This is a genomic window from Maribacter sp. C-4077, from assembly GCF_055378385.1.
Genome location: NZ_AP038807.1, coordinates 432,434 through 451,186, shown reverse-complemented (window position 1 = coordinate 451,186; position 18,753 = coordinate 432,434). Strand labels below are relative to the sequence as shown.

The window sequence follows — 18,753 nt, the reverse complement described above, 5'->3', positions numbered from 1 at the left end:
TTTTTCTTTTCCTTTAAAGAAAAGGCGAATCCTATGAAGTGCTATCTTTTTATAATTTTCCTTTTTATTTGCTCCCTAGGTTCTTCACAGACAATTGGATTGGCAAACGAGCCCAAACCAACAGATGGTTTGAAGTTGGAATCATTTGGGTACCCTGTTTTTCTGGGTGGAGAGCAACATGCGTCCTTTCGTTTAAGCTATATGATTACGAACACCTTTTCGGCAGATCTCAGTGCTTTTTACGACACTTACGTGCTCTCCAATCGATTTAGATCCAACATACTACTTAAGCACTATTTGAATGAAAACTGGTATTTGTTTTCAGGCATGGAAGCAGAATACAGCATTAAAAAGTATCCTGGTTTAGAATCCCAAAAACAGGTTCCTCCAAGAATTGGTATTGTCTCTGGAATCGGTTATGAGGTTAATAAAAATTTTAAAGTGGAGGCAAGGGGCAACTTCCAAATAAACAGTTCTTCCGTGGGAGCCTTTGGGGAACCATTGATACCAATGCCTCAAGTATATACACTAAAAGGAAAGCTCAAATTTTAAGTTACTTCCTTGGATGATATTTATTCAGCACGGCTGCCAGATGGCTTCGGTCAACATGCATATATACCTCCGTCGTCGTGATGCTTTCATGACCCAGCATCTGTTGGATGGCCCTTAAATCGGCACCATTTTCCAATAAATGGGTGGCAAAGGAATGGCGAAAAGTATGCGGGCTAATATTTTTACGCAGGCCTATTTTCTCGGCAAGGTTTTTAACAATGGTAAAGACCATGGCCCGTGTCAATTGCCTTCCCCTTCTGTTCAGGAATAGAGTGTCTTCGAATCCTTTTTTTATTTCTTGGTGTACACGAACCTCATTTCGGTAGATATCAATGTATTTTTTGTTGATATCGCTTATGGGTACAAAGCGTTGTTTATCACCTTTCCCCGTAACTTTAATAAAATCCTCATCAAAAAAAAGGTCGGATAATTTTAAACCGATAAGTTCCGATACGCGAAGGCCACAACCGTACAACGTTTCGAGCATGGCCCGGTTTCGTTCGCCCTCGGGTTTGCTCAAATCAATATGCTCTATAAGCTTGTTAATTTCCGCTTCGGAAAGGGTGTCCGGCAATTTTCTTCCTATTTTGGGAGATTCTATCAAATCCAGCGGATTGTCCTGCCTATAATCCTCAAATACCAAATAATTGAAAAAACTTTTTAATCCGGATATGATACGTGCCTGCGATCTGGGATTTACAACTTTGGCAACCTCGTAAATGAACTGTTGTAGGATATTCCTTGAAATGTTTATTGGGGATTCCTTTATTTGATAATCTTCAAGAAATGCAATAAGCTTTTCCACGTCCATTATGTAATTTTTAATGGAATTATGGGCCAATCCACGCTCCAATTTTAAGTAATGTCCATAGTCTTTTAAGGCCTTTTCCCACTTCATACCTAAAGATACATTTAATCCTAGAATAGGTTTCTTTATAATTACGTCCTCTTCTTTAAATATAGTAGATAACTAAATTATCAAAGATTCATATCTTTGAAAGCAACCATTAAACAAATTGAACATGAAAAAAGTAGTTTTTATGGTGTCCTTCGTACTCATGGGATGCTACGCGATGAACGCACAGGATATTACGAGATTTGGGGCCAAAACCGGATTGAACCTTTCAACCTTGGGAGGGGATGCACTCTATAGTTTTGACCCAAAGGCGGGATTTCATTTGGGCGGGGTTTTGGAGATTCCATTTAGTGACAATATTATCATTCAACCGGAAGCACTTATTTCCCTACAGGGAAGTGGTGGTTTTTTTCAGGACGATTTGAATTTTTGGTATTTGAATATTCCCGTAATGGCCAAGTATAATGTGTTCGACGAACTGTACATTGAGGCAGGGCCTTACTTGGGTTTGATGTTGTCAAATAACCTCGATGGAAATACCTTTGTGGGCGGACAGACCTTTGATCAGACAAACGGACTTGACTTAGGTTTGGGGATAGGTGCCGGGTATCGTCTGGATGAAAATTTCTACCTTCAGGCACGGTATTCTGCTGGGTTGATCAATGCCATTGAGGACCTAAAGACCAAAAACAGGGTATTTGCACTTTCCGTGGTGTATTTTTTATAAGGACAAAGTCTATTTTTAGATGGCCGAAGGACTTCCTTCGCCTTTTTTTGTCCCAAGAAAAATCAAACATTTTTGGGTTTGGAACTGAATCCAAAACCTTCATTATTCCCTTTTTTACCACCATTATTTTATCTGTCACAACTTAAAATTAGTCAATTGTTAAAATGGAGTTAAGTTTAACGCTTAATCAACAAACAACAACAATGAAAGGATTGCTTACGATTTTGTTTTTACTGGGAATAGGGCACTTAGGTAGTGCGCAGTATATTGACAGAACAAATTTTAGGGCAGGTCTGGTTGGTGGTATCGTGGTAGGCGACTTTTCTGAAGCCTATAGCCTAAACCTAGGTTTGGATATTTACCACCACTGGGGTGTTTCCCGGGAGATTGACTTGGGTCTTACTACAGGATTTATGAATGCCTTTGGAGAAAAACAAACCATTTCTAATGGTAGTATATCTGTAGAAACGGAATTTGATAATTATCAATTTATTCCAGCGGGTGCATCGGTACGTATTTATCCAACTTCAGGCTTCAAATTTGGCGCGGATGCTGGGTTTGCTATCGGCTTAAACGAAGGCAATGACGGTGGATTTTACTACAGGCCGTCCATTGGTATCGATTTAAGTGGGGGTTCCTCAGAATTGAATATATCCTATATGGCCGTTACGGACGACGTAACCTTTGGCACCGTGCTTTTGGGGTATTTGTTCCTGTTTTAATTGCGTTTAATAAGTATATAAGTGAAAGTGGTATTCATGGAATGCCACTTTTTTTGTTCAAATAATTAGTACTTTTAGCGGCATGAAGCTAATAATCATCAATGGTCCCAATCTAAACCTTCTAGGGAAAAGGGAACCCGAAGTATACGGTCACAAAACCTTCGAGGATTACTTTTCAGAACTGCAATTTCGCTTTAAGGAAGTGGAATTGGAGTATTTTCAATCCAACATTGAAGGTGAGATGATTACCAAGTTACAGGAGGTAGGTTTTGAATACGATGGCATCGTTTTAAACGCCGCGGCCTATACACATACGTCGGTTGGATTGGGCGATGCCGTAAAGGCAATAAATACACCTGTTGTTGAGGTGCATATTTCCAACACGTACAATCGGGAGGATTATCGGCATGTTTCCTACATTTCCCCTGGGGCAAAAGGGGTGATATTGGGCTTCGGACTTCAAAGCTACGATTTGGCCATCTGCAGTTTTTTATAAAATCAAATCCGTAAAGTCGATCCAAGAGCACCTAGTTTTTCGTACATAATTAAAAATTATGCTATGAAAAATTTATTTCCCCATTTAACCCTTATTCTTATAGTTCTCCTTTCATCCTGCAGTAATTCCGATGATATAAATCTTGCACCGATCGAGGACGAAAGCATATCAATAGTAAATGCCTTTCCCAATCTTTCCTTTTCAAGGCCCTTGGATTTGCAAAGTCCCAATGATGATACCAATAGGATTTTTGTGGTGGAACAAAGGGGTACCATAAAAGTTTTTAAAAATGATACCGATGTTGCTGATGCCACCACCTTTTTCGATATAAGTGGCAGTGTCACCAGTTCCGATGAACTGGGGTTGTTGGGCCTTGCCTTTCACCCTAATTTTGAGGAGAATGGCTTCTTTTATGTTTGTTATACGCCATCGAGCAGTTTAAGCGTGGTTTCCCGTTTTAAAGCGATGGATAACGACCCAAATATGGCCGACCCCAATAGTGAGACCTTGTTACTACAAATTCCCCAACCTTACACCAATCATAATGGAGGCCAGCTGGGATTTGGACCCGATGGTTATCTGTACATTGCATCCGGGGATGGAGGTTCCGGCGGAGACCCTGATGGAAATGCGCAGAATTTAGAAAACCTCTTGGGAGCAATCTTGCGTATTGATGTTGACAATACAGTTAACGGGCTGAATTATGCCATACCAGGCGACAATCCATTTTTAAATATAGAAAATGCAAGACCTGAAATCTTTGCCTATGGTCTTAGAAATCCGTGGCGCTTTTCTTTTGATAGCCAGAACGGGAATTTATGGTCCGGGGATGTAGGCCAAGGCGAAAAGGAGGAAATCAATATTATAGAAAAGAGAGGTAATTACGGATGGAATATCCTGGAAGGCACATCGTGTTACAATGCCCAGGAGTGTGATTCGGCCGGAACCATAGCACCAGTTTTCGAGTATGGTCATGGAAACAATGACCGTTCCGTAACCGGTGGATATGTGTACAGGGGAAGCTTAAATCCCTCTCTGAACGGTTATTATATATATGGGGATTTTATTTCAGGCAGGATATGGGCTTTGGACAATGTATCCGGTGCTACGCCTACAAACAAGTTATTGTTTGAAACCAATTTGCCCATAGCCTCCTTTGGAACGGACCAGGACAACGAACTATATATTTGTAGTTTCGATGGTAAAATTTACAAGATCGTAGAACAACGTCTACCGTAAATATTTTTCCTCCACATAAAAAGTGGCAAAAGGAAGAAGTGAGGCAATTCCAAAAATGGCCAATCGTTTAAAGCCCCATTTTTTGGTGTAACAAACACCTATGGCCAATAGTATAAAGGCGATGAACAAAAAGCCATGCGCATACCCCACCCATTTGTTCGGTTCCGGGATTTCCGCCCAATATTTCAAGGGCATGGTTACTCCAAATAGGGCCAAATAGGATATTCCTTCTAAAATGGCAGTGATTCTAAAGGCTTTGAGCATACCAAAAGAAAAATTGAAGAGAAGCGAAGTGCAAGGGCACTTCGCATTTCAAGTTATTTATAAGTGAATTACCTCGTCGTAGGCATCCGCCACCGCCTCCATGACCGCTTCGCTCATGGTTGGGTGTGGGTGTACCGCTTTTAAGACTTCGTGACCGGTGGTTTCCAGTTTTCTGGCCACTACCGCCTCCGCAATCATGTCGGTCACACCTGCCCCGATCATATGACAACCTAGCCATTCACCATATTTGGCATCAAAAATAACTTTCACAAAACCGTCTGAAGCTCCTGAGGCTTTTGCTTTTCCGCTTGCGGAGAAGGGGAATTTGCCAACCTTGATGTCAAACCCTTTTTCCTTGGCCTGTTTTTCCGTAAGTCCTACGGAAGCAATTTCAGGGCTGCAATAGGTACATCCGGGGATGTTTCCATAATCCAAGGGTTCTACATGCATTCCAGCGATTTTTTCAACACACAATATGCCTTCTGCCGATGCTACGTGTGCCAAGGCCTGTCCAGGGGTCACGTCCCCAATGGCATAATATCCAGGAATATTGGTCTGATAATAATCGTTTACCAAAATCTTGTCCCGGTCCGTAGCGATACCAACCGACTCCAGACCTATATTTTCTATGTTTGTTTTGATTCCAACGGCGGAAAGGACGATGTCCGCTTCCAAAACCTCTTCACCTTTAGATGTCTTTACGGTCGCTTTTACACCATTACCGGAGGTATCCACGGATGTTACTTCCGCAGAAGTCATAATTTTTACTCCCGCCTTTTTGAAACTGCGCTCCAATTGTTTGGAAACGTCTTCGTCCTCAACGGGGACTATGTTGGGCAAGTATTCGACAACGGTAACTTCGGTGCCCATGGAATTGTAGAAATAGGCGAACTCGATACCAATGGCCCCACTTCCCACAACGATCATTTTCTTGGGCTGCTCTGAAAGGGTCATGGCTTCCCTATAACCGATTATCTTCTTTCCATCTTGTGGCAGACTGGGCAATTCCCTGCTACGGGCCCCGGTTGCAATTATGATATGGTCCGCACTATATTCGGTTTCCTTACCATCTTCGGATGTTACCGAAACTTTTTTACCCGGTTTCAAGGAACCAAAACCGTTTATAACCTCTATTTTATTCTTTTTCATCAAGAATTGAACCCCTTTGCTCATTCCATCGGCAACACCTCTACTTCTTTTGATAACGGCGCCAAAATCCTTATCCACACCTTCTGCTTTGAGACCGTAGTCCCCGGCGTGCTGTAGGTATTCGAATACTTGAGCCGACTTCAACAATGCTTTGGTTGGTATACATCCCCAATTTAGACAGACACCTCCTAGGTTTTCCTTTTCAATAATGGCGGTCTTAAAACCTAATTGGGAAGCTCTAATTGCGGTAACATAACCACCTGGTCCACTACCCAGAACAATGACATCAAAAGTGCTCATATAAATTTCTTTTTGAGGTTGAAAATTGAGGTGCAAAAATACAAAACCAAATCGGAATTCTGGCCTTGAAGAGAAATAAAGAAATTCTAAAAGCCTACTTGTTTAAAGTAGTAGTCATTAGGGTATTTCGAAAGTTATAGGTTATTGTAAGGACTAAAAAACCTAAAGGGTATCTTCCCATTTATTCAAATCCAAAGCCTTTGTCAGCGCCTCGAAGAATTATTCCATTGTGGTATTTGGACCTTGCTGATTAATTTTCGGATACTATTATTTTATCTAGAAAAAGACATATGTAAGGTGCCGCATTTTTGGTAATTTGGTATTCTTTACAATTATTTGTTCTCTACAAAATTTAAGGCCACTCCGTTAATACAATGTCTTAGACCCGTTGGGGCAGGGCCGTCCTCAAATACATGGCCCAAGTGCCCACCACAGGTAGCGCAGTGTTCCTCGGTTCTTTTGTATCCAATCTTGTAATCGACATCGTACCCAACATTTCCCTCAATCTCTTGATAAAAACTGGGCCATCCGGTACCCGAATCGAATTTTGTCTCGCTTTTGAAAAGAGGGGTGCCGCACCCTGCACAGACATAGGTCCCCTTTTTCTTGTTATCCAGAAGTTCACTGGTAAAGGGATTTTCGGTGGCCGCTTTCCGTAGCACGTAAAATTCGGCATCGGTGAGTTCTGCCTTCCATTCCGCCTCCGTTTTTTGGACCTTAAATTCCTTCATTTTTTCTTGACCCTTATCTTTGGCCATATCTTTTTCCTGTGAAATGCCTTTGCAGCTGGTCATTACCGCTAGGACCGCTATTAAAACTGTAAATTTCATTTCATTATTTTTTTGGTGAATAATCGTGTCTTTTTACTGTTCGCAAGAATTTGCTTGCACCTACATTGGGTCTCTAATTGGATGGATTCCTTTCAAAGATAGGATACAAATAATTACAGGTTCGTTAAGTTTTTCTAAATATATTAAAATAAAAAACCCCGAATTATCGGGGTTTATATCTATAATATTGGCATTTATTTTAAAATCACTTTTTGCACATCCTTTTCGGTGACGCCAAGTCTGCCCATTACGGAATGTATGTTGCTAAAATCCAATTTTCCGCTCTGTGCAGCTTCGGCAGGTAAAACGGCTATCCTAAATACTTGGTTGTCTGTATCGCCGGGTAGTAGGGTTGCCAAATCAAAATCGGCCTCTAAGAAGATACTCACGTCAAAAAACGTATAATCATAATTGTACTGTAGTAGGCCTTGGTCGATGATTCTGGTTTGCGGCATTAACCTCCATATGTCTACGGGATCGCCATTGCCATCCTCGGTTTGGTCCCATAACAGGTACACCAAAACAACATCGGTTTCAAAAACCTCTATGGATTGCGGAAACTCATAGAATATGGAATAGTCGTTTCCAGCATCAAAAGTACCTTCAATGTCGATTACTTTGCCTAAGATGTTTATTCCGTCTTGGCCATCGACACCGTCACGACCGTCACGACCGTCCAAACCATCGAAACCCGGAGGGCCTTGGGGTCCTTCACAGGCCATAAATAAAAATGCCAATATTGAGCTGAGTAGAATCGTTGTTTTCTTCATGATGTTTAATTTTATTGTTTCACCATTATTAATTTAACCTAGTTACTCAAAAAGCGTTCCATTTTTGGTGTTTACATAAATATCCTTTTGATAGAACCAAATTTTTTCACTTAATTGACAGTCCGTAGTCCTCTAAAATATAAAACCAAAGGAGTTAAATTTTGTTTCTGGATTTGTCTTCAAAACATTTCTCGTTAGATTTTAACGTAAAGTTGATTAGATTTACAGGAAAACCAAAAGCTCGCATATGTCCAAAGTAATACCACATTCGCTATTTACGGATTTTGATATAAACCTTTTTAAAGGCGGTAAGCACTATAGGTTATATGATAAATTGGGATCACATATCATAGAATTGGACGGTGTTGAGGGTACCTATTTTGCCGTTTGGGCCCCTTCCGCTAAATCCGTATCGGTCGTTGGGGATTTTAACCATTGGAATTCCGATGAACATAAATTGAACGTTCGATGGGATTCCAGTGGAATTTGGGAAGGTTTTATCCCAAAGGTTGCAAAAGGCGCCATTTATAAGTATAAAATTCATTCGCACAATAATGACATCTGGACAGAGAAGGCAGACCCATTTGCCAGATTGTGCGAGCATCCCCCAAAAACGGCCTCCATCGTTTGGTCTGCCGATTACAAGTGGAAGGATTCCGCTTGGATGGGCTACAGGAAGGACAAAAACGGATTGGACAGGCCCTATTCCGTTTACGAAGTACATATTGGTTCATGGAAAAGGGATGCAAGTAATAATGTGCTTAGCTATAAGGAATTGGCCAAGGAACTGGTCTCCTATGTAAAGGAAATGGGCTATACCCATGTGGAGTTTATGCCAGTGATGGAATATCCGTATGACCCCTCTTGGGGATATCAATTAACGGGTTACTTTGCCCCAACTTCCAGGTTTGGCACCCCTGAGGAATTTAAGTTTCTGGTCGATGCTTTCCATCAAAATGATATTGGGGTCATTTTGGATTGGGTACCTTCCCATTTTCCCGAAGATGCCCATGGATTGGGCTTCTTTGATGGTTCTCACCTGTACGAGCATCCGGACAGAAGAAAGGGCTACCACCCAGATTGGAAAAGTTTGATCTTTAACTATGGCCGAAATGAAGTACGTGCCTTTTTGATCAGCAATGCACTTTTTTGGCTCGATCAATACCATGTGGATGGCTTACGGGTAGATGCCGTTGCCTCCATGTTGTATTTGGATTATTCCAGGGAGGACGGCGAATGGGAACCCAATATGTATGGCAACAACGAGAATCTGGAGGCTATGTCCTTCATAAGGGAACTCAATCAAGAAGTGCAGGCAAGTTTTCAGGGAGCGGTCCAGACCATAGCGGAAGAATCTACGGCATTTTCCGGTGTATCCAGGCCGGTGGAATACGGGGGTCTTGGTTTTGGGATGAAATGGATGATGGGCTGGATGCACGATACTCTTGAGTATTTCAAGAAAGAGCCAATTTACAGAAGGCACCATCAGAACGACCTTACCTTTAGCATGACCTATGCGTTTACCGAGAACTTTATGCTGCCATTTTCACATGATGAGGTGGTCTATGGCAAACAGTCCCTAGTTTATCGTATGCCTGGGGATGAGTGGCAACGCTTTGCCAACTTAAGACTGTTGTTTGGATATATGTTTACGCATCCGGGGACCAAATTGATGTTTATGGGCGGAGAATTTGGCCAGACAGCGGAATGGAACTTTCAGAACAGTCTGGATTGGCACTTGTTACAATACCAGGTGCACGCGGGCGTACAGCAATTTGTAAAGGACCTGAACGCACTGTATAAGAGCTCCCCGGCCTTGTACGAAAAGCAGTTTAGTCCGGAAGGCTTTCAATGGATAGACTATGGGGACCATGAGAACTCCGTGCTTACCTACATCAGAAAGGGTCATGATGCCGAAAACGACCTTGTTATCGCCTGTAATTTTACCCCGGTGGTCAGGGATAATTACAGAATCGGTATGCCAAAAAAAGGGAAGTTGAAAGAGGTATTGAACAGTGATGATGTTAAATACGGTGGAACGGGCAAAGTGAATCCCAATATTAAGACTTCGAACAAACCGTGGCACGGTCATAAAAAATCGGTGGAGATTACAATTCCTCCCTTGGGTGTAGTAATCATGAAATAACGCCGATTAAAGGAGGCAATCTTTTCGGTATATTTTTAAAATAAAGTTTTTTAAGTTATCCGATATTGTTCTTCTTTTGCGGATATCAATAACCAAAATGATATGATTACGAATACGGAACTGGAATATAAAGGAAATTTATATCCCAATCATATTGTCGAATTTAAACAGGACAACGACAAGCTATATTTTACCACGGAAAACGGGGTAATCCTTCAAGTAACTATTTTACGCGGCAGCGTACTGCGGTTCAGATACGCAACAAACCATGTCTTTGAGCCCGATTTCTCCTATGCCATAGACGAAGAGGCATCGTTGGGATATAGTATCCTGGAAGTGGCTGAAAACGATACCGAGTATTTGGTAAAGACCGCCAGGTTACAGCTTTTGGTGGATAAAATGTCCCTACGCACCCAGATCTCAGACCTCGATGGAACTATCATCAATGAGGACGAAGCAGGCTTCCACTGGGAGGAAAACTATGAGTATGGGGGCAATACCGTAAAGATGAGTAAAATGACCCCTACCGGTGAAAGCTACTACGGTATGGGCGATAAATCCACCCATAGCAATTTAAAGGGAAAACGGGTGGAGAATTGGGTGACGGATTCCTATGCTTACGGGAAGGATCAGGATCCTCTTTATAAAGCAATACCTTTTTACATTGGATTGAATAGGGGAAGGGCCTATGGCATCTTTTTTGACAATAGCTTCAAGACGCATTTTGACTTTGCCTATGAGAAAAGAACCGTTACGAGTTTTTGGGCGGATGGGGGCGCCATGGACTATTATTTCTTTTATGGTCCGGATATGTCCACGGTCGTTTCGGCCTATTCCAATTTAACGGGTACCCCGGAGCTACCGCCTCTGTGGGCCTTGGGCTTTCATCAATCCAAATGGAGCTATTACCCGGAAAGTAATGTGAAGGAAATTGCAAATCAATTTAGGGAGCACAAAATCCCTTGTGACGCCATTTATCTGGATATCGATTATATGGATGGTTTCAGATGTTTTACATGGGACAAGAACCATTTTCCCGACCCAAAAAGAATGATTTCCGAATTGGAGCAGGACGGCTTCAAGACCGTTGTGATGATAGATCCAGGTATAAAGATCGATCGCGATTATTGGGTGTATCAAGAGGCCTTGGAAAACGACTATTTCTGCAAACGTGGAGACGGTCCCTTGATGCACGGGAAAGTCTGGCCAGGGGAATGTAATTTCCCAGATTTTACAAATCCAGAGGTGCGTGAATGGTGGGCGGAACTGTACAAGGAATTCATGTCGGATATTGGGGTGCATGCAGTGTGGAACGATATGAACGAACCAGCCGTTATGGAAGTTCCCAGCAAGACCGCTCCGCTGGACACCCGGCATGATTACGATGGTCACCCCTGTACGCACAGAAAGGCGCACAATGTCTATGGAATGCAGATGGTAAGGGCTACCTACGAGGGAGTCAAAAAATATGTTTATCCCAAAAGGCCATTTGTAATAACCAGGGCCGCTTTTGCCGGTACGCAAAGGTATTCATCCACTTGGACCGGGGATAATGTGGCGACGTGGGAGCATCTATGGATTGCCAACGTTCAGGTACAGCGCATGTGTATGAGCGGCTATTCCTTTGTGGGTTCTGATATTGGTGGATTTGCGGAGCAGCCCAATGGCGAGCTTTTTGCACGATGGATCCAATTGGGTGTTTTTCATCCCTTCTGTAGGGTGCATTCCAGTGGTGACCATGGAGATCAGGAACCTTGGTCCTTTGGTAGTGATATTACGGATATCGTTCGAAAATTTGTGGAGATACGATATCAGCTATTGCCCTATCTATATACGATGTTTTACAAGTATAGCAAAGATCATATACCCATGCTTAAGCCCTTGGTGTATTACGACCAAGAGGATACCCAGACACATTTTAGAACGGATGAGTTTATCTTTGGAAACCAAATATTGGTATGTCCTATTCAGGAACCCAATGCCCAAGGTAGGAGAATGTATTTTCCAAAAGGAAAGTGGTATGATTTTTGGACCCAAGAATGTTTGAATGGAGGTAAGGAACGTTGGGTGACCGCAGAACTGGATATGATCCCCATCTATGTTAAGGCCGGTGCCGTAATACCAAAGTATCCCGTTCAACAATATGTTGGTCAGTTAAAATTAAAGGAATTGGTATTGGAAACCTATTTTACTGTTGGGGTAGAGACTTCTGAGGTTTATGAGGATGCACAGGATGGATACGATTATAAAAAGGGTAGGTATTCATTGCGGAACTTTAAATTGACGGGAAAGGAAAAGTCTTTGACCATCCAACAATTCAAGGACGGTAGCTTTGTAACTGGATATGAAAAATTTAGGTTCAATATCTACGGACTGCCTTTTAAAATTGGTAAAGTGCAGGTGGACAATGAGGAAGTAAATTTGAAAACTGTACGTTCCAATGGGGACAATTCCATGCTCATCGACAAAAACTTTACGCTTTTGCACATAACCTCGAAATAATAATTTTGTAATTTTCGCAACATAGTAAAACACTAAAACCATGAAGAGAATACTATTGATATTGACCCTGTTTCTGGCAGTCTCTGCCTGCAAGGTCAATCCTTTTACGGGTCAGAAAACATTGAATTTTTATCCCAATAGTCAAATTTTTCCAATGGCCTTTGCCCAGTACGACCAGTTTTTGGGTGAAAACAATGTAGTTAAGGGAACTTCCGAGGCACATATGATTACCAGGGTGGGACAAAGAATTTCCTCGGCCGCGGAGCGATGGTTGTCGGCCAACGGATACCCAGGGTATTTGAACGATTATAAATGGGAGTACAACCTGGTTAAGGACGAAACCGTAAACGCTTGGTGTATGCCCGGTGGTAAAATTGTATTTTATACGGGAATATTGCCCATTTGTGATGGGGAAACCGGTGTAGCGGTGGTTATGGGACATGAGGTTGCACACGCCTTGGCAGACCATGGAGCCCAGAGAATGAGTGCGGGTACTTTGCAGCAATTGGGTGCGGTCGCTGGAAATATAGCCATTCAGGATCCCCAAAAAAGAAATATGTTCAACCAGGCATACGGTATAGGTTCCCAATTGGGAGCTATGTTGCCCTTTAGCCGAAGCCATGAAACCGAAGCAGATCGTATTGGGTTGCAAATTATGGCCATTGCAGGTTATGACCCCTATGAAGCCGCTGAGCTTTGGAAACGCATGAAGTCACAGAGCGGTGGACAGGCGCCACCGGAATTTATGAGTACCCATCCGTCAAACGATACCAGGATTAACAACCTAACGGCTTGGGCTCCCGAAGCTGCTGCTGAGGCCGCTAAATTTGGGGTGACCAGTTTCAAATAATACATACTTTTTATTGTATATTCAAGCCGTTCTTAGAAACGGCTTTTATTTTATGGGCACCGCCAAAGGGTATAATGCCCCGATGCTTGCCGAGAAATTTATACTTATTCCAATAAATGTGTCGTGGGCTTGCCCCGAGTTAGTTTACAAGAATGGCAAGAACCTTGGTCTTAAAGGGAAGTAAAAAGCTGTTGAACGCTTGGGCGTTCTATGATTGGGCCAATTCCGTTTATAGTTTGGTTATCTCATCAGCCGTTTTCCCCATATTCTATGGGGCACTTTTTAGGGTGGCCGAGATAGAAAAGTTGACCGTCTTTGGAATAGAAATCGCAAGGGCTCCACTAATTAGTTATACCACATCCTTGGCCTTTGTATTTATAGCAATAATCACCCCTTTGATTTCGGGCATTGCGGATTATCTTGGAAACAAGAAAATGTTCATGCAGTTTTTTTGCTACCTGGGCGGTCTATCCTGCATTGGCCTTAACTGGTTTTCCTTGGAGAACATCTATTTTGGATTGCTTTGTTACTTTTTTGGACTTGTGGGGTTTTGGGTAAGTTTTGCCATCAACAATTCGTATTTGCCCGATGTGGCCTATCCGGAACAACAGGATGCCGTTAGTGCGAAAGGGTTTTCCCTAGGATATATTGGGAGCGTTCTTCTGTTATTGGTGAACCTCGCCATGGTGATGAAACCAGAAGTTTTTGGAATCACTTCCGGTGATGGTGGAGTAGCCGAAATCAAGGCCATGAAATATTCTTTTGTTTCGGTTGGGTTCTGGTGGATACTTTTCGCACAATATAGTTTTTACTATTTACCCAAAGGTAATAAACGTGAAGGGGCTCGAACCAATGTTATCCTGAACGGATTTAGGGAGTTGAAGGGTGTCTGGCACCAATTAGGGAATCAAACCCGATTAAAAAGGTATTTAGGGGCGTTCTTCGTATATAGTATGGCCGTACAGACCGTTATGTTGATCGCGACCTATTTTGGGGAGGAAGAAATAGGTTGGGGATCGGATTCTGAACGCACCACGGGCTTGATCGTAAGTATTTTGGTCATTCAAATCGTTGCCATTCTCGGGGCCTCGGTAACGGCATGGGCCTCCAAAAATTTTGGAAACGTAAAAACCCTGATCGTGGTAAACGCGCTTTGGGTCGCTATCTGTGTATATGCCTATTTTTTGATTACACCGATGGATTTCTATATAGCTGCCGGATGCGTAGGATTGGTCATGGGCGGCATTCAGGCCCTGTCCCGTTCCACCTATTCCAAGTTCATTCCTGAAACCAAGGATACCACTTCCTTTTTTAGTTTTTACGATGTTGCCGAAAAAATAGGTATTATCATAGGAACTTTCCTTTATGGTTTTATCGCCCAATTTACCGGCAGTATGCGTAATGCCATTATTTTCTTGGGAATATTTTTCATGGTGGGTATGTTGCTACTTACAAGGGTGAAACAACTAAAAAGACCCCTTTGATTAGAGGCCTTTTCACAGTTGTTGATTGTTCGCTATTTGATTTTATCCTTTTGAAACGTCCCCGGAACCGGACGTTTTCGTGTCTATTTTCTCAGGATTTCCGCGGTAGGTAATATCCCCTGAACCTGAAACCCTTGCCTTTAACATCTTATTGGCCGTTACCTTTATGTCAGCCGAACCTGAAACGGTAGCATCCACATTATCGGCCTCCATATCAAAGGCCTTGATATCACCACTTCCAGAAATGGTTGCCTGAAAATCCTTAGTGCTACCGCTCAATGTGATATACCCTGATCCCGACATACTTGCGTGTACGGAGTTGGCATCCACATCCAAAATAATGTCGCCAGAACCTGACATGGCCGTTTCCAAATTGTCCGTTTTTATGGTCGTTTTCCCTACAATATCCCCAGAACCAGAGAGTGCAATGGCATCAACACTTTCTACGGGTACGGTTATTGTTATACCATTTTTCCAAGAAGAAGGCTTTAAGTTGACCCCTTTTTCGGTTTTGATTTCCAATTTTCCGTTTTTCACTTCTGTAATAATATATTCCAATAAATTCGATTCTCCCGTAAGTGTCAATTTACCTTCATTTCCTTCTACCAAGTGCACATCGAACCAACCCGATACACCAATGGCATCATAGTCGCTGGTAGTTCTATCGATAGTAACCTGTTCCCCGTTACCGTTAATTCTTTTGCCCCATTGTGCAGAGCAGGAAACTGTCATGGCCAAAACAATGGCTAGTGTTGTGATTTTTTTCATTTTTTAATTGATTTTGAACTGAACATCGTTCAGCTTTTGATTGATATTAATTTTTGGTAAAACTGATGCTGCCGTAATCGCTATTTAAGGTAATCATATTTCCACTTCCCTTACTTCCAAAATACCCTTTATAATGCTTGGAGGTTGATTTTTCCTCACTGATGTTGATAACAAAATCGTCTTTTCCGCTCACACCTGCATAGCTAGTGGTAATATCGAAATCGAAATGATAATTGGCGTTGTAACCAATTTTTACCCCTGTATAATCTGATCGTATATTGACATTCCCTGCATCTTCGGACAATTCCTCAATACGTATGGAACCATAGTCTGATGCTATATCCACATTACCGTGCACACTTCCCAATTTTACGGTAATGTAGTCACCGTTTCCTTGAATATTCCGCACGTTTCCAACTTCCATTTTTCCATAATCACTGCTATAATCCAAATTTTCCATCTGGTCTATTTTGGTGTTGGTATAATCCGCGATTACTTTTAGGTTTCCGGCCTTTTCAAGGGTAAATCCAGAATAGTCCGCCCTGATTTCGCCACTGTTCATAAATCCTATGGTGGAATTAGAGGTGTAATCAAAATTCAACTGATTGTTTCTACCCCGTAGTTCCCCAATTTCCAGCCTTCCATAATCACAGCTAATTTTTGCGTGCCCATCGATCCGGTCCAGAAGTATGGAACCATAATCATTGTCCAAGTCAACACTGTTTTTTATTGGAAGCTTTATGGTGTAATTGATCTGCATGTTCACATTGTTGTTTCTTCCCCAGCTCCAGCCCCAACTGCTTTTGTTGTCGTTGAACTCCGTTTTGGCGGACACCATGGAACTACTGGCATCAAAGGATACCGATATCTCGTCCAGCTTTTGCTGTACTTTTTCCTCGTTGTTACCGTTCGTTTTAATATGGACTTCGATCATGACCTTCTTTTCTGTCCACGAGGTAATATTTAGGTTACCATAACTGTTGTCCACCTTTAAAAGGGCATCGGCATTAACATTGAACTCCTTTTTTATGGTTTTTTCCTTAGTGTACTTTCCGGTTGGTTTTCCACCGTTTTCGGCCAATAAAAAGGACGGACAAAGCAAAAGTACAAGTAGGCCGTATTTAAATAGTATAGTTCGCATCATCGTAATTTTTTAAATTTTTAATAGTTTCAATTTGATTTAGAACATCGTTCAATAAATCGATTCTTGTTTGGAAATTGGTTATCATAGCACTGAGGATCAATTTGCTGTTACCCCCGTTTAACAACTCATTCTCCAACATTTTATAGTCCTGTTCCAGTTTTTTAAGCTGGTCCATGGTGTCTGAAATTATTTTTCTTGTTTCAGGGGTTTCCTCAGCTTCCAACTCCTTTACTTGCTGCTCGATGAGACTTGCAAAGTAAAACTGGGTATTGGCAACCTCGGGTGAAATCTCGGCAACTTGTTCCTCTATGGATTTGTTCAGGTCTAACCGGGGGTACACCAAAGCGACCATAAGGGCCAAGGAGGCCGCTATGGACAAGGGCTTCCACCAGTTGAATTTAGTTTTGGCCGTTGAAACGGTGCCATTAGATTGGTTCAGTTTGGCCAAAAAACGTTCTTGGTGCCCCAAAGCTGGTTCTTCCGTATCAAAACGGTCCTGGAGTGTTTTGAACAAATCCTCTAGTTTATCTTTTTCCATCAGTTCGCAATTAATAATTCTTTTCTAAGACTTTCCTTCGCCCTGGAAATGGTGGTCCTACAATTGGCATAGCTCATATTCATTATGGAACTAATTTCCTCGTAGTCGTAACCCTCGATCAAATGTAAGGTCAAAGAAATTCTGTAATTGTCTTTTAAGCGTTTCATGGTTTCCACTACTTTTTGAGCCTTTTGTTCAGCAAACACATGATCCGAAGCAATTCCGTCATTATCTTCGACCTTGTACATTAAATCGTCCAGCGCAACTTCATTCTTTTTCAGTTGCTTTTTGTAATGGTAAATACTGTTGTTCACAACGATTCTTTTCAGCCATGCCCCAAAAGTAACCTCGCCTCTAAATGTATCCAGTTTCGTAAACGCGTTTAAAAACGATTCCTGCATAATGTCTTCGGCCTCGGCACTGTGTTTTACGATCCGTAAAGCCGTGTTGTACATGGCTTTGTAATACCGATTGTAAACCTCCAGTTGCGCACTTTGTTTACCTTCCTTGCACGATTGCAATAAATCATCAATATGTACCTTACTTTGGCTCAAAAAGTGATTGGTTTGTCTAAGAGATGATCCAATTTACCCATTGTTACAGTTTTGGCCGAAAAGTTTTTCTAAATTGAGCGGTATTTATGCTTCATCAATTTTTAGTTTATGACTGAAAGAGAAAAAATGCTTCAGGGCCTGCTTTATAATTCCCGGGATCCGGAATTATTGGAAATGTATTTCCGTGCCCGAAGATTTTTGAAGGAATTCAACAATTTGGATGCTGAATTGACCGAGGAAAAATATCGGGTGTTGTCTGAACTTTTTAAGAATATCGGCAAGGGAGTATGGATAGAATCTCCTTTTTTCTGCGATTATGGCAACAACATATCCATTGGCGATGGCACTTTTGTGAACATGAACTGTACCTTTTTGGACGATAATGCCATCAGTATCGGTCAGAATGTGCTCATCGCGCCTTATGTGCAAATTTATACTGCGTCACACCCGTTGAAGGCTTCGGACAGGATAGTTGAAAATTCGGATGGTGCTTCGTACGTTACTTCAAGTATGCCCGTTACTATAGGGGACAATGTATGGATAGGCGGTAATAGTGTTATCTGTCCCGGGGTTGAAATTGGCCATAATGTTACCATTGGTGCAGGAAGTGTAGTTACCAAGAGTATTGCAAACAATGCGGTTGCCGTAGGTAATCCGTGCAAGGTTCTGAGAGAGCTATAATGTTTTCTAATCCCAAACTTCTATCGTTATTTGTTATAGGTATGGCATAGGAATTGAAATATAGAGGTGAAGTAAAGACTAAAAAACGATAAAAACCCTGTTAGCAAGGTCTTTCAAGGGTTTTTAAATTTGAACGATAAAAAAATTGCTGTCTAATTTAATGACAGAATGACCGATATAT

General features: G+C 41.9%; 19 protein-coding genes. 10 read left to right on the top strand and 9 right to left on the bottom strand.

All coding sequences use genetic code 11. The features are described 5' to 3' along the window. The first annotated feature begins 33 nt into the window (after window positions 1-33). Window positions 34-552: a hypothetical protein gene (locus ACZ41C_RS01975; protein ID WP_464563954.1), complete on the top strand. Its 519-nt coding sequence runs from the start codon at window positions 34-36 to the stop codon at window positions 550-552. Between the two features lies 1 nt (window position 553). Here the strand turns inward: ACZ41C_RS01975 and xerD are convergent, their stop codons facing one another. Beyond that, window positions 554-1,450, bottom strand: a complete 897-nt coding sequence (xerD, locus tag ACZ41C_RS01970; RefSeq protein WP_464563952.1) for a site-specific tyrosine recombinase XerD — start codon at window positions 1,448-1,450, stop codon at window positions 554-556. 124 nt (window positions 1,451-1,574) lie between these two features. On the opposite strand from xerD, the gene ACZ41C_RS01965 reads away from it, so the two are divergent. The 4 genes from ACZ41C_RS01965 (at window position 1,575) to ACZ41C_RS01950 (ending at window position 4,592) form a co-directional block, all read left to right on the top strand. Then, window positions 1,575-2,135 carry a porin family protein gene (locus ACZ41C_RS01965; RefSeq protein WP_138259194.1) on the top strand — a complete coding sequence of 187 codons (561 nt, stop codon included), beginning with the start codon at window positions 1,575-1,577 and terminating at the stop codon, window positions 2,133-2,135. Window positions 2,136-2,338: 203 nt separating this feature from the next. Next, window positions 2,339-2,857, top strand: a complete 519-nt coding sequence (locus ACZ41C_RS01960; RefSeq protein ID WP_464563950.1) for a hypothetical protein — start codon at window positions 2,339-2,341, stop codon at window positions 2,855-2,857. An 82-nt stretch (window positions 2,858-2,939) separates the two neighbouring features. Next, a complete protein-coding gene (locus ACZ41C_RS01955) occupies window positions 2,940-3,353 on the top strand; it encodes a type II 3-dehydroquinate dehydratase (RefSeq protein WP_464563948.1) in 414 nt (137 codons plus the stop codon). Between the two features lie 63 nt (window positions 3,354-3,416). After that, window positions 3,417-4,592, top strand: coding sequence for a PQQ-dependent sugar dehydrogenase (locus ACZ41C_RS01950; RefSeq protein ID WP_138259191.1), 1,176 nt, complete (start codon window positions 3,417-3,419; stop codon window positions 4,590-4,592). Here ACZ41C_RS01950 and ACZ41C_RS01945 read toward each other — a convergent pair. The 4 genes from ACZ41C_RS01945 to ACZ41C_RS01930 all read right to left on the bottom strand — a co-directional run bounded on the left by ACZ41C_RS01945 (window position 4,584) and on the right by ACZ41C_RS01930 (window position 7,905). Further along, the gene (locus ACZ41C_RS01945; protein ID WP_138259190.1) at window positions 4,584-4,856 is read right to left on the bottom strand and encodes a DUF3817 domain-containing protein; all 273 of its coding nucleotides are present in this window, start codon (window positions 4,854-4,856) and stop codon (window positions 4,584-4,586) included. The genes ACZ41C_RS01950 and ACZ41C_RS01945 overlap by 9 nt on opposite strands. 57 nt (window positions 4,857-4,913) lie before the next feature. After that, entirely contained in the window at window positions 4,914-6,305 is a 1,392-nt protein-coding gene (gene lpdA / locus ACZ41C_RS01940; RefSeq protein ID WP_138259189.1) for a dihydrolipoyl dehydrogenase, read from the bottom strand. A gap of 332 nt (window positions 6,306-6,637) precedes the next feature. Continuing rightward, window positions 6,638-7,135: a peptide-methionine (R)-S-oxide reductase MsrB gene (gene msrB, locus ACZ41C_RS01935; protein ID WP_138259188.1), complete on the bottom strand. Its 498-nt coding sequence runs from the start codon at window positions 7,133-7,135 to the stop codon at window positions 6,638-6,640. A 194-nt stretch (window positions 7,136-7,329) separates the two neighbouring features. Next, window positions 7,330-7,905 carry a collagen-like protein gene (locus ACZ41C_RS01930; protein ID WP_464563944.1) on the bottom strand — a complete coding sequence of 192 codons (576 nt, stop codon included), beginning with the start codon at window positions 7,903-7,905 and terminating at the stop codon, window positions 7,330-7,332. Between the two features lie 247 nt (window positions 7,906-8,152). On the opposite strand from ACZ41C_RS01930, the gene glgB reads away from it, so the two are divergent. From glgB to ACZ41C_RS01910, 4 genes are all read left to right on the top strand, one after another. Further along, entirely contained in the window at window positions 8,153-10,051 is a 1,899-nt protein-coding gene (glgB, locus tag ACZ41C_RS01925; RefSeq protein WP_464563942.1) for a 1,4-alpha-glucan branching protein GlgB, read from the top strand. 102 nt (window positions 10,052-10,153) lie between these two features. Continuing rightward, window positions 10,154-12,553 carry a glycoside hydrolase family 31 protein gene (locus tag ACZ41C_RS01920; RefSeq protein ID WP_464563940.1) on the top strand — a complete coding sequence of 800 codons (2,400 nt, stop codon included), beginning with the start codon at window positions 10,154-10,156 and terminating at the stop codon, window positions 12,551-12,553. A gap of 40 nt (window positions 12,554-12,593) precedes the next feature. Further along, window positions 12,594-13,403 (top strand): M48 family metallopeptidase, encoded by an 810-nt coding sequence (locus ACZ41C_RS01915; protein WP_464563938.1) that lies wholly within the window; start codon window positions 12,594-12,596, stop codon window positions 13,401-13,403. A 152-nt stretch (window positions 13,404-13,555) separates the two neighbouring features. Then, window positions 13,556-14,887: an MFS transporter gene (locus tag ACZ41C_RS01910; RefSeq protein ID WP_464563936.1), complete on the top strand. Its 1,332-nt coding sequence runs from the start codon at window positions 13,556-13,558 to the stop codon at window positions 14,885-14,887. 42 nt (window positions 14,888-14,929) lie between these two features. Here the strand turns inward: ACZ41C_RS01910 and ACZ41C_RS01905 are convergent, their stop codons facing one another. From ACZ41C_RS01905 to ACZ41C_RS01890, 4 genes are read right to left on the bottom strand one after another with little or no spacing between them, the layout of a single operon-like run. Continuing rightward, window positions 14,930-15,655: a head GIN domain-containing protein gene (locus tag ACZ41C_RS01905; RefSeq protein ID WP_464563934.1), complete on the bottom strand. Its 726-nt coding sequence runs from the start codon at window positions 15,653-15,655 to the stop codon at window positions 14,930-14,932. Between the two features lie 46 nt (window positions 15,656-15,701). Continuing rightward, window positions 15,702-16,796, bottom strand: coding sequence for a DUF4097 family beta strand repeat-containing protein (locus ACZ41C_RS01900; protein WP_138259280.1), 1,095 nt, complete (start codon window positions 16,794-16,796; stop codon window positions 15,702-15,704). Continuing rightward, entirely contained in the window at window positions 16,777-17,337 is a 561-nt protein-coding gene (locus tag ACZ41C_RS01895) for a hypothetical protein (protein WP_138259181.1), read from the bottom strand. Before ACZ41C_RS01895 ends, ACZ41C_RS01900 begins: the two co-directional genes overlap by 20 nt. Further along, complete coding sequence (locus ACZ41C_RS01890) at window positions 17,337-17,891, bottom strand: RNA polymerase sigma factor (RefSeq protein ID WP_138259180.1); 555 nt, start codon at window positions 17,889-17,891, stop codon at window positions 17,337-17,339. Before ACZ41C_RS01890 ends, ACZ41C_RS01895 begins: the two co-directional genes overlap by 1 nt. 108 nt (window positions 17,892-17,999) lie before the next feature. Here ACZ41C_RS01890 and ACZ41C_RS01885 point away from each other — a divergent pair, with 108 nt between their 5' ends. Continuing rightward, window positions 18,000-18,572, top strand: a complete 573-nt coding sequence (locus ACZ41C_RS01885) for a sugar O-acetyltransferase (protein WP_464563931.1) — start codon at window positions 18,000-18,002, stop codon at window positions 18,570-18,572. Window positions 18,573-18,753 lie beyond the last annotated feature (181 nt).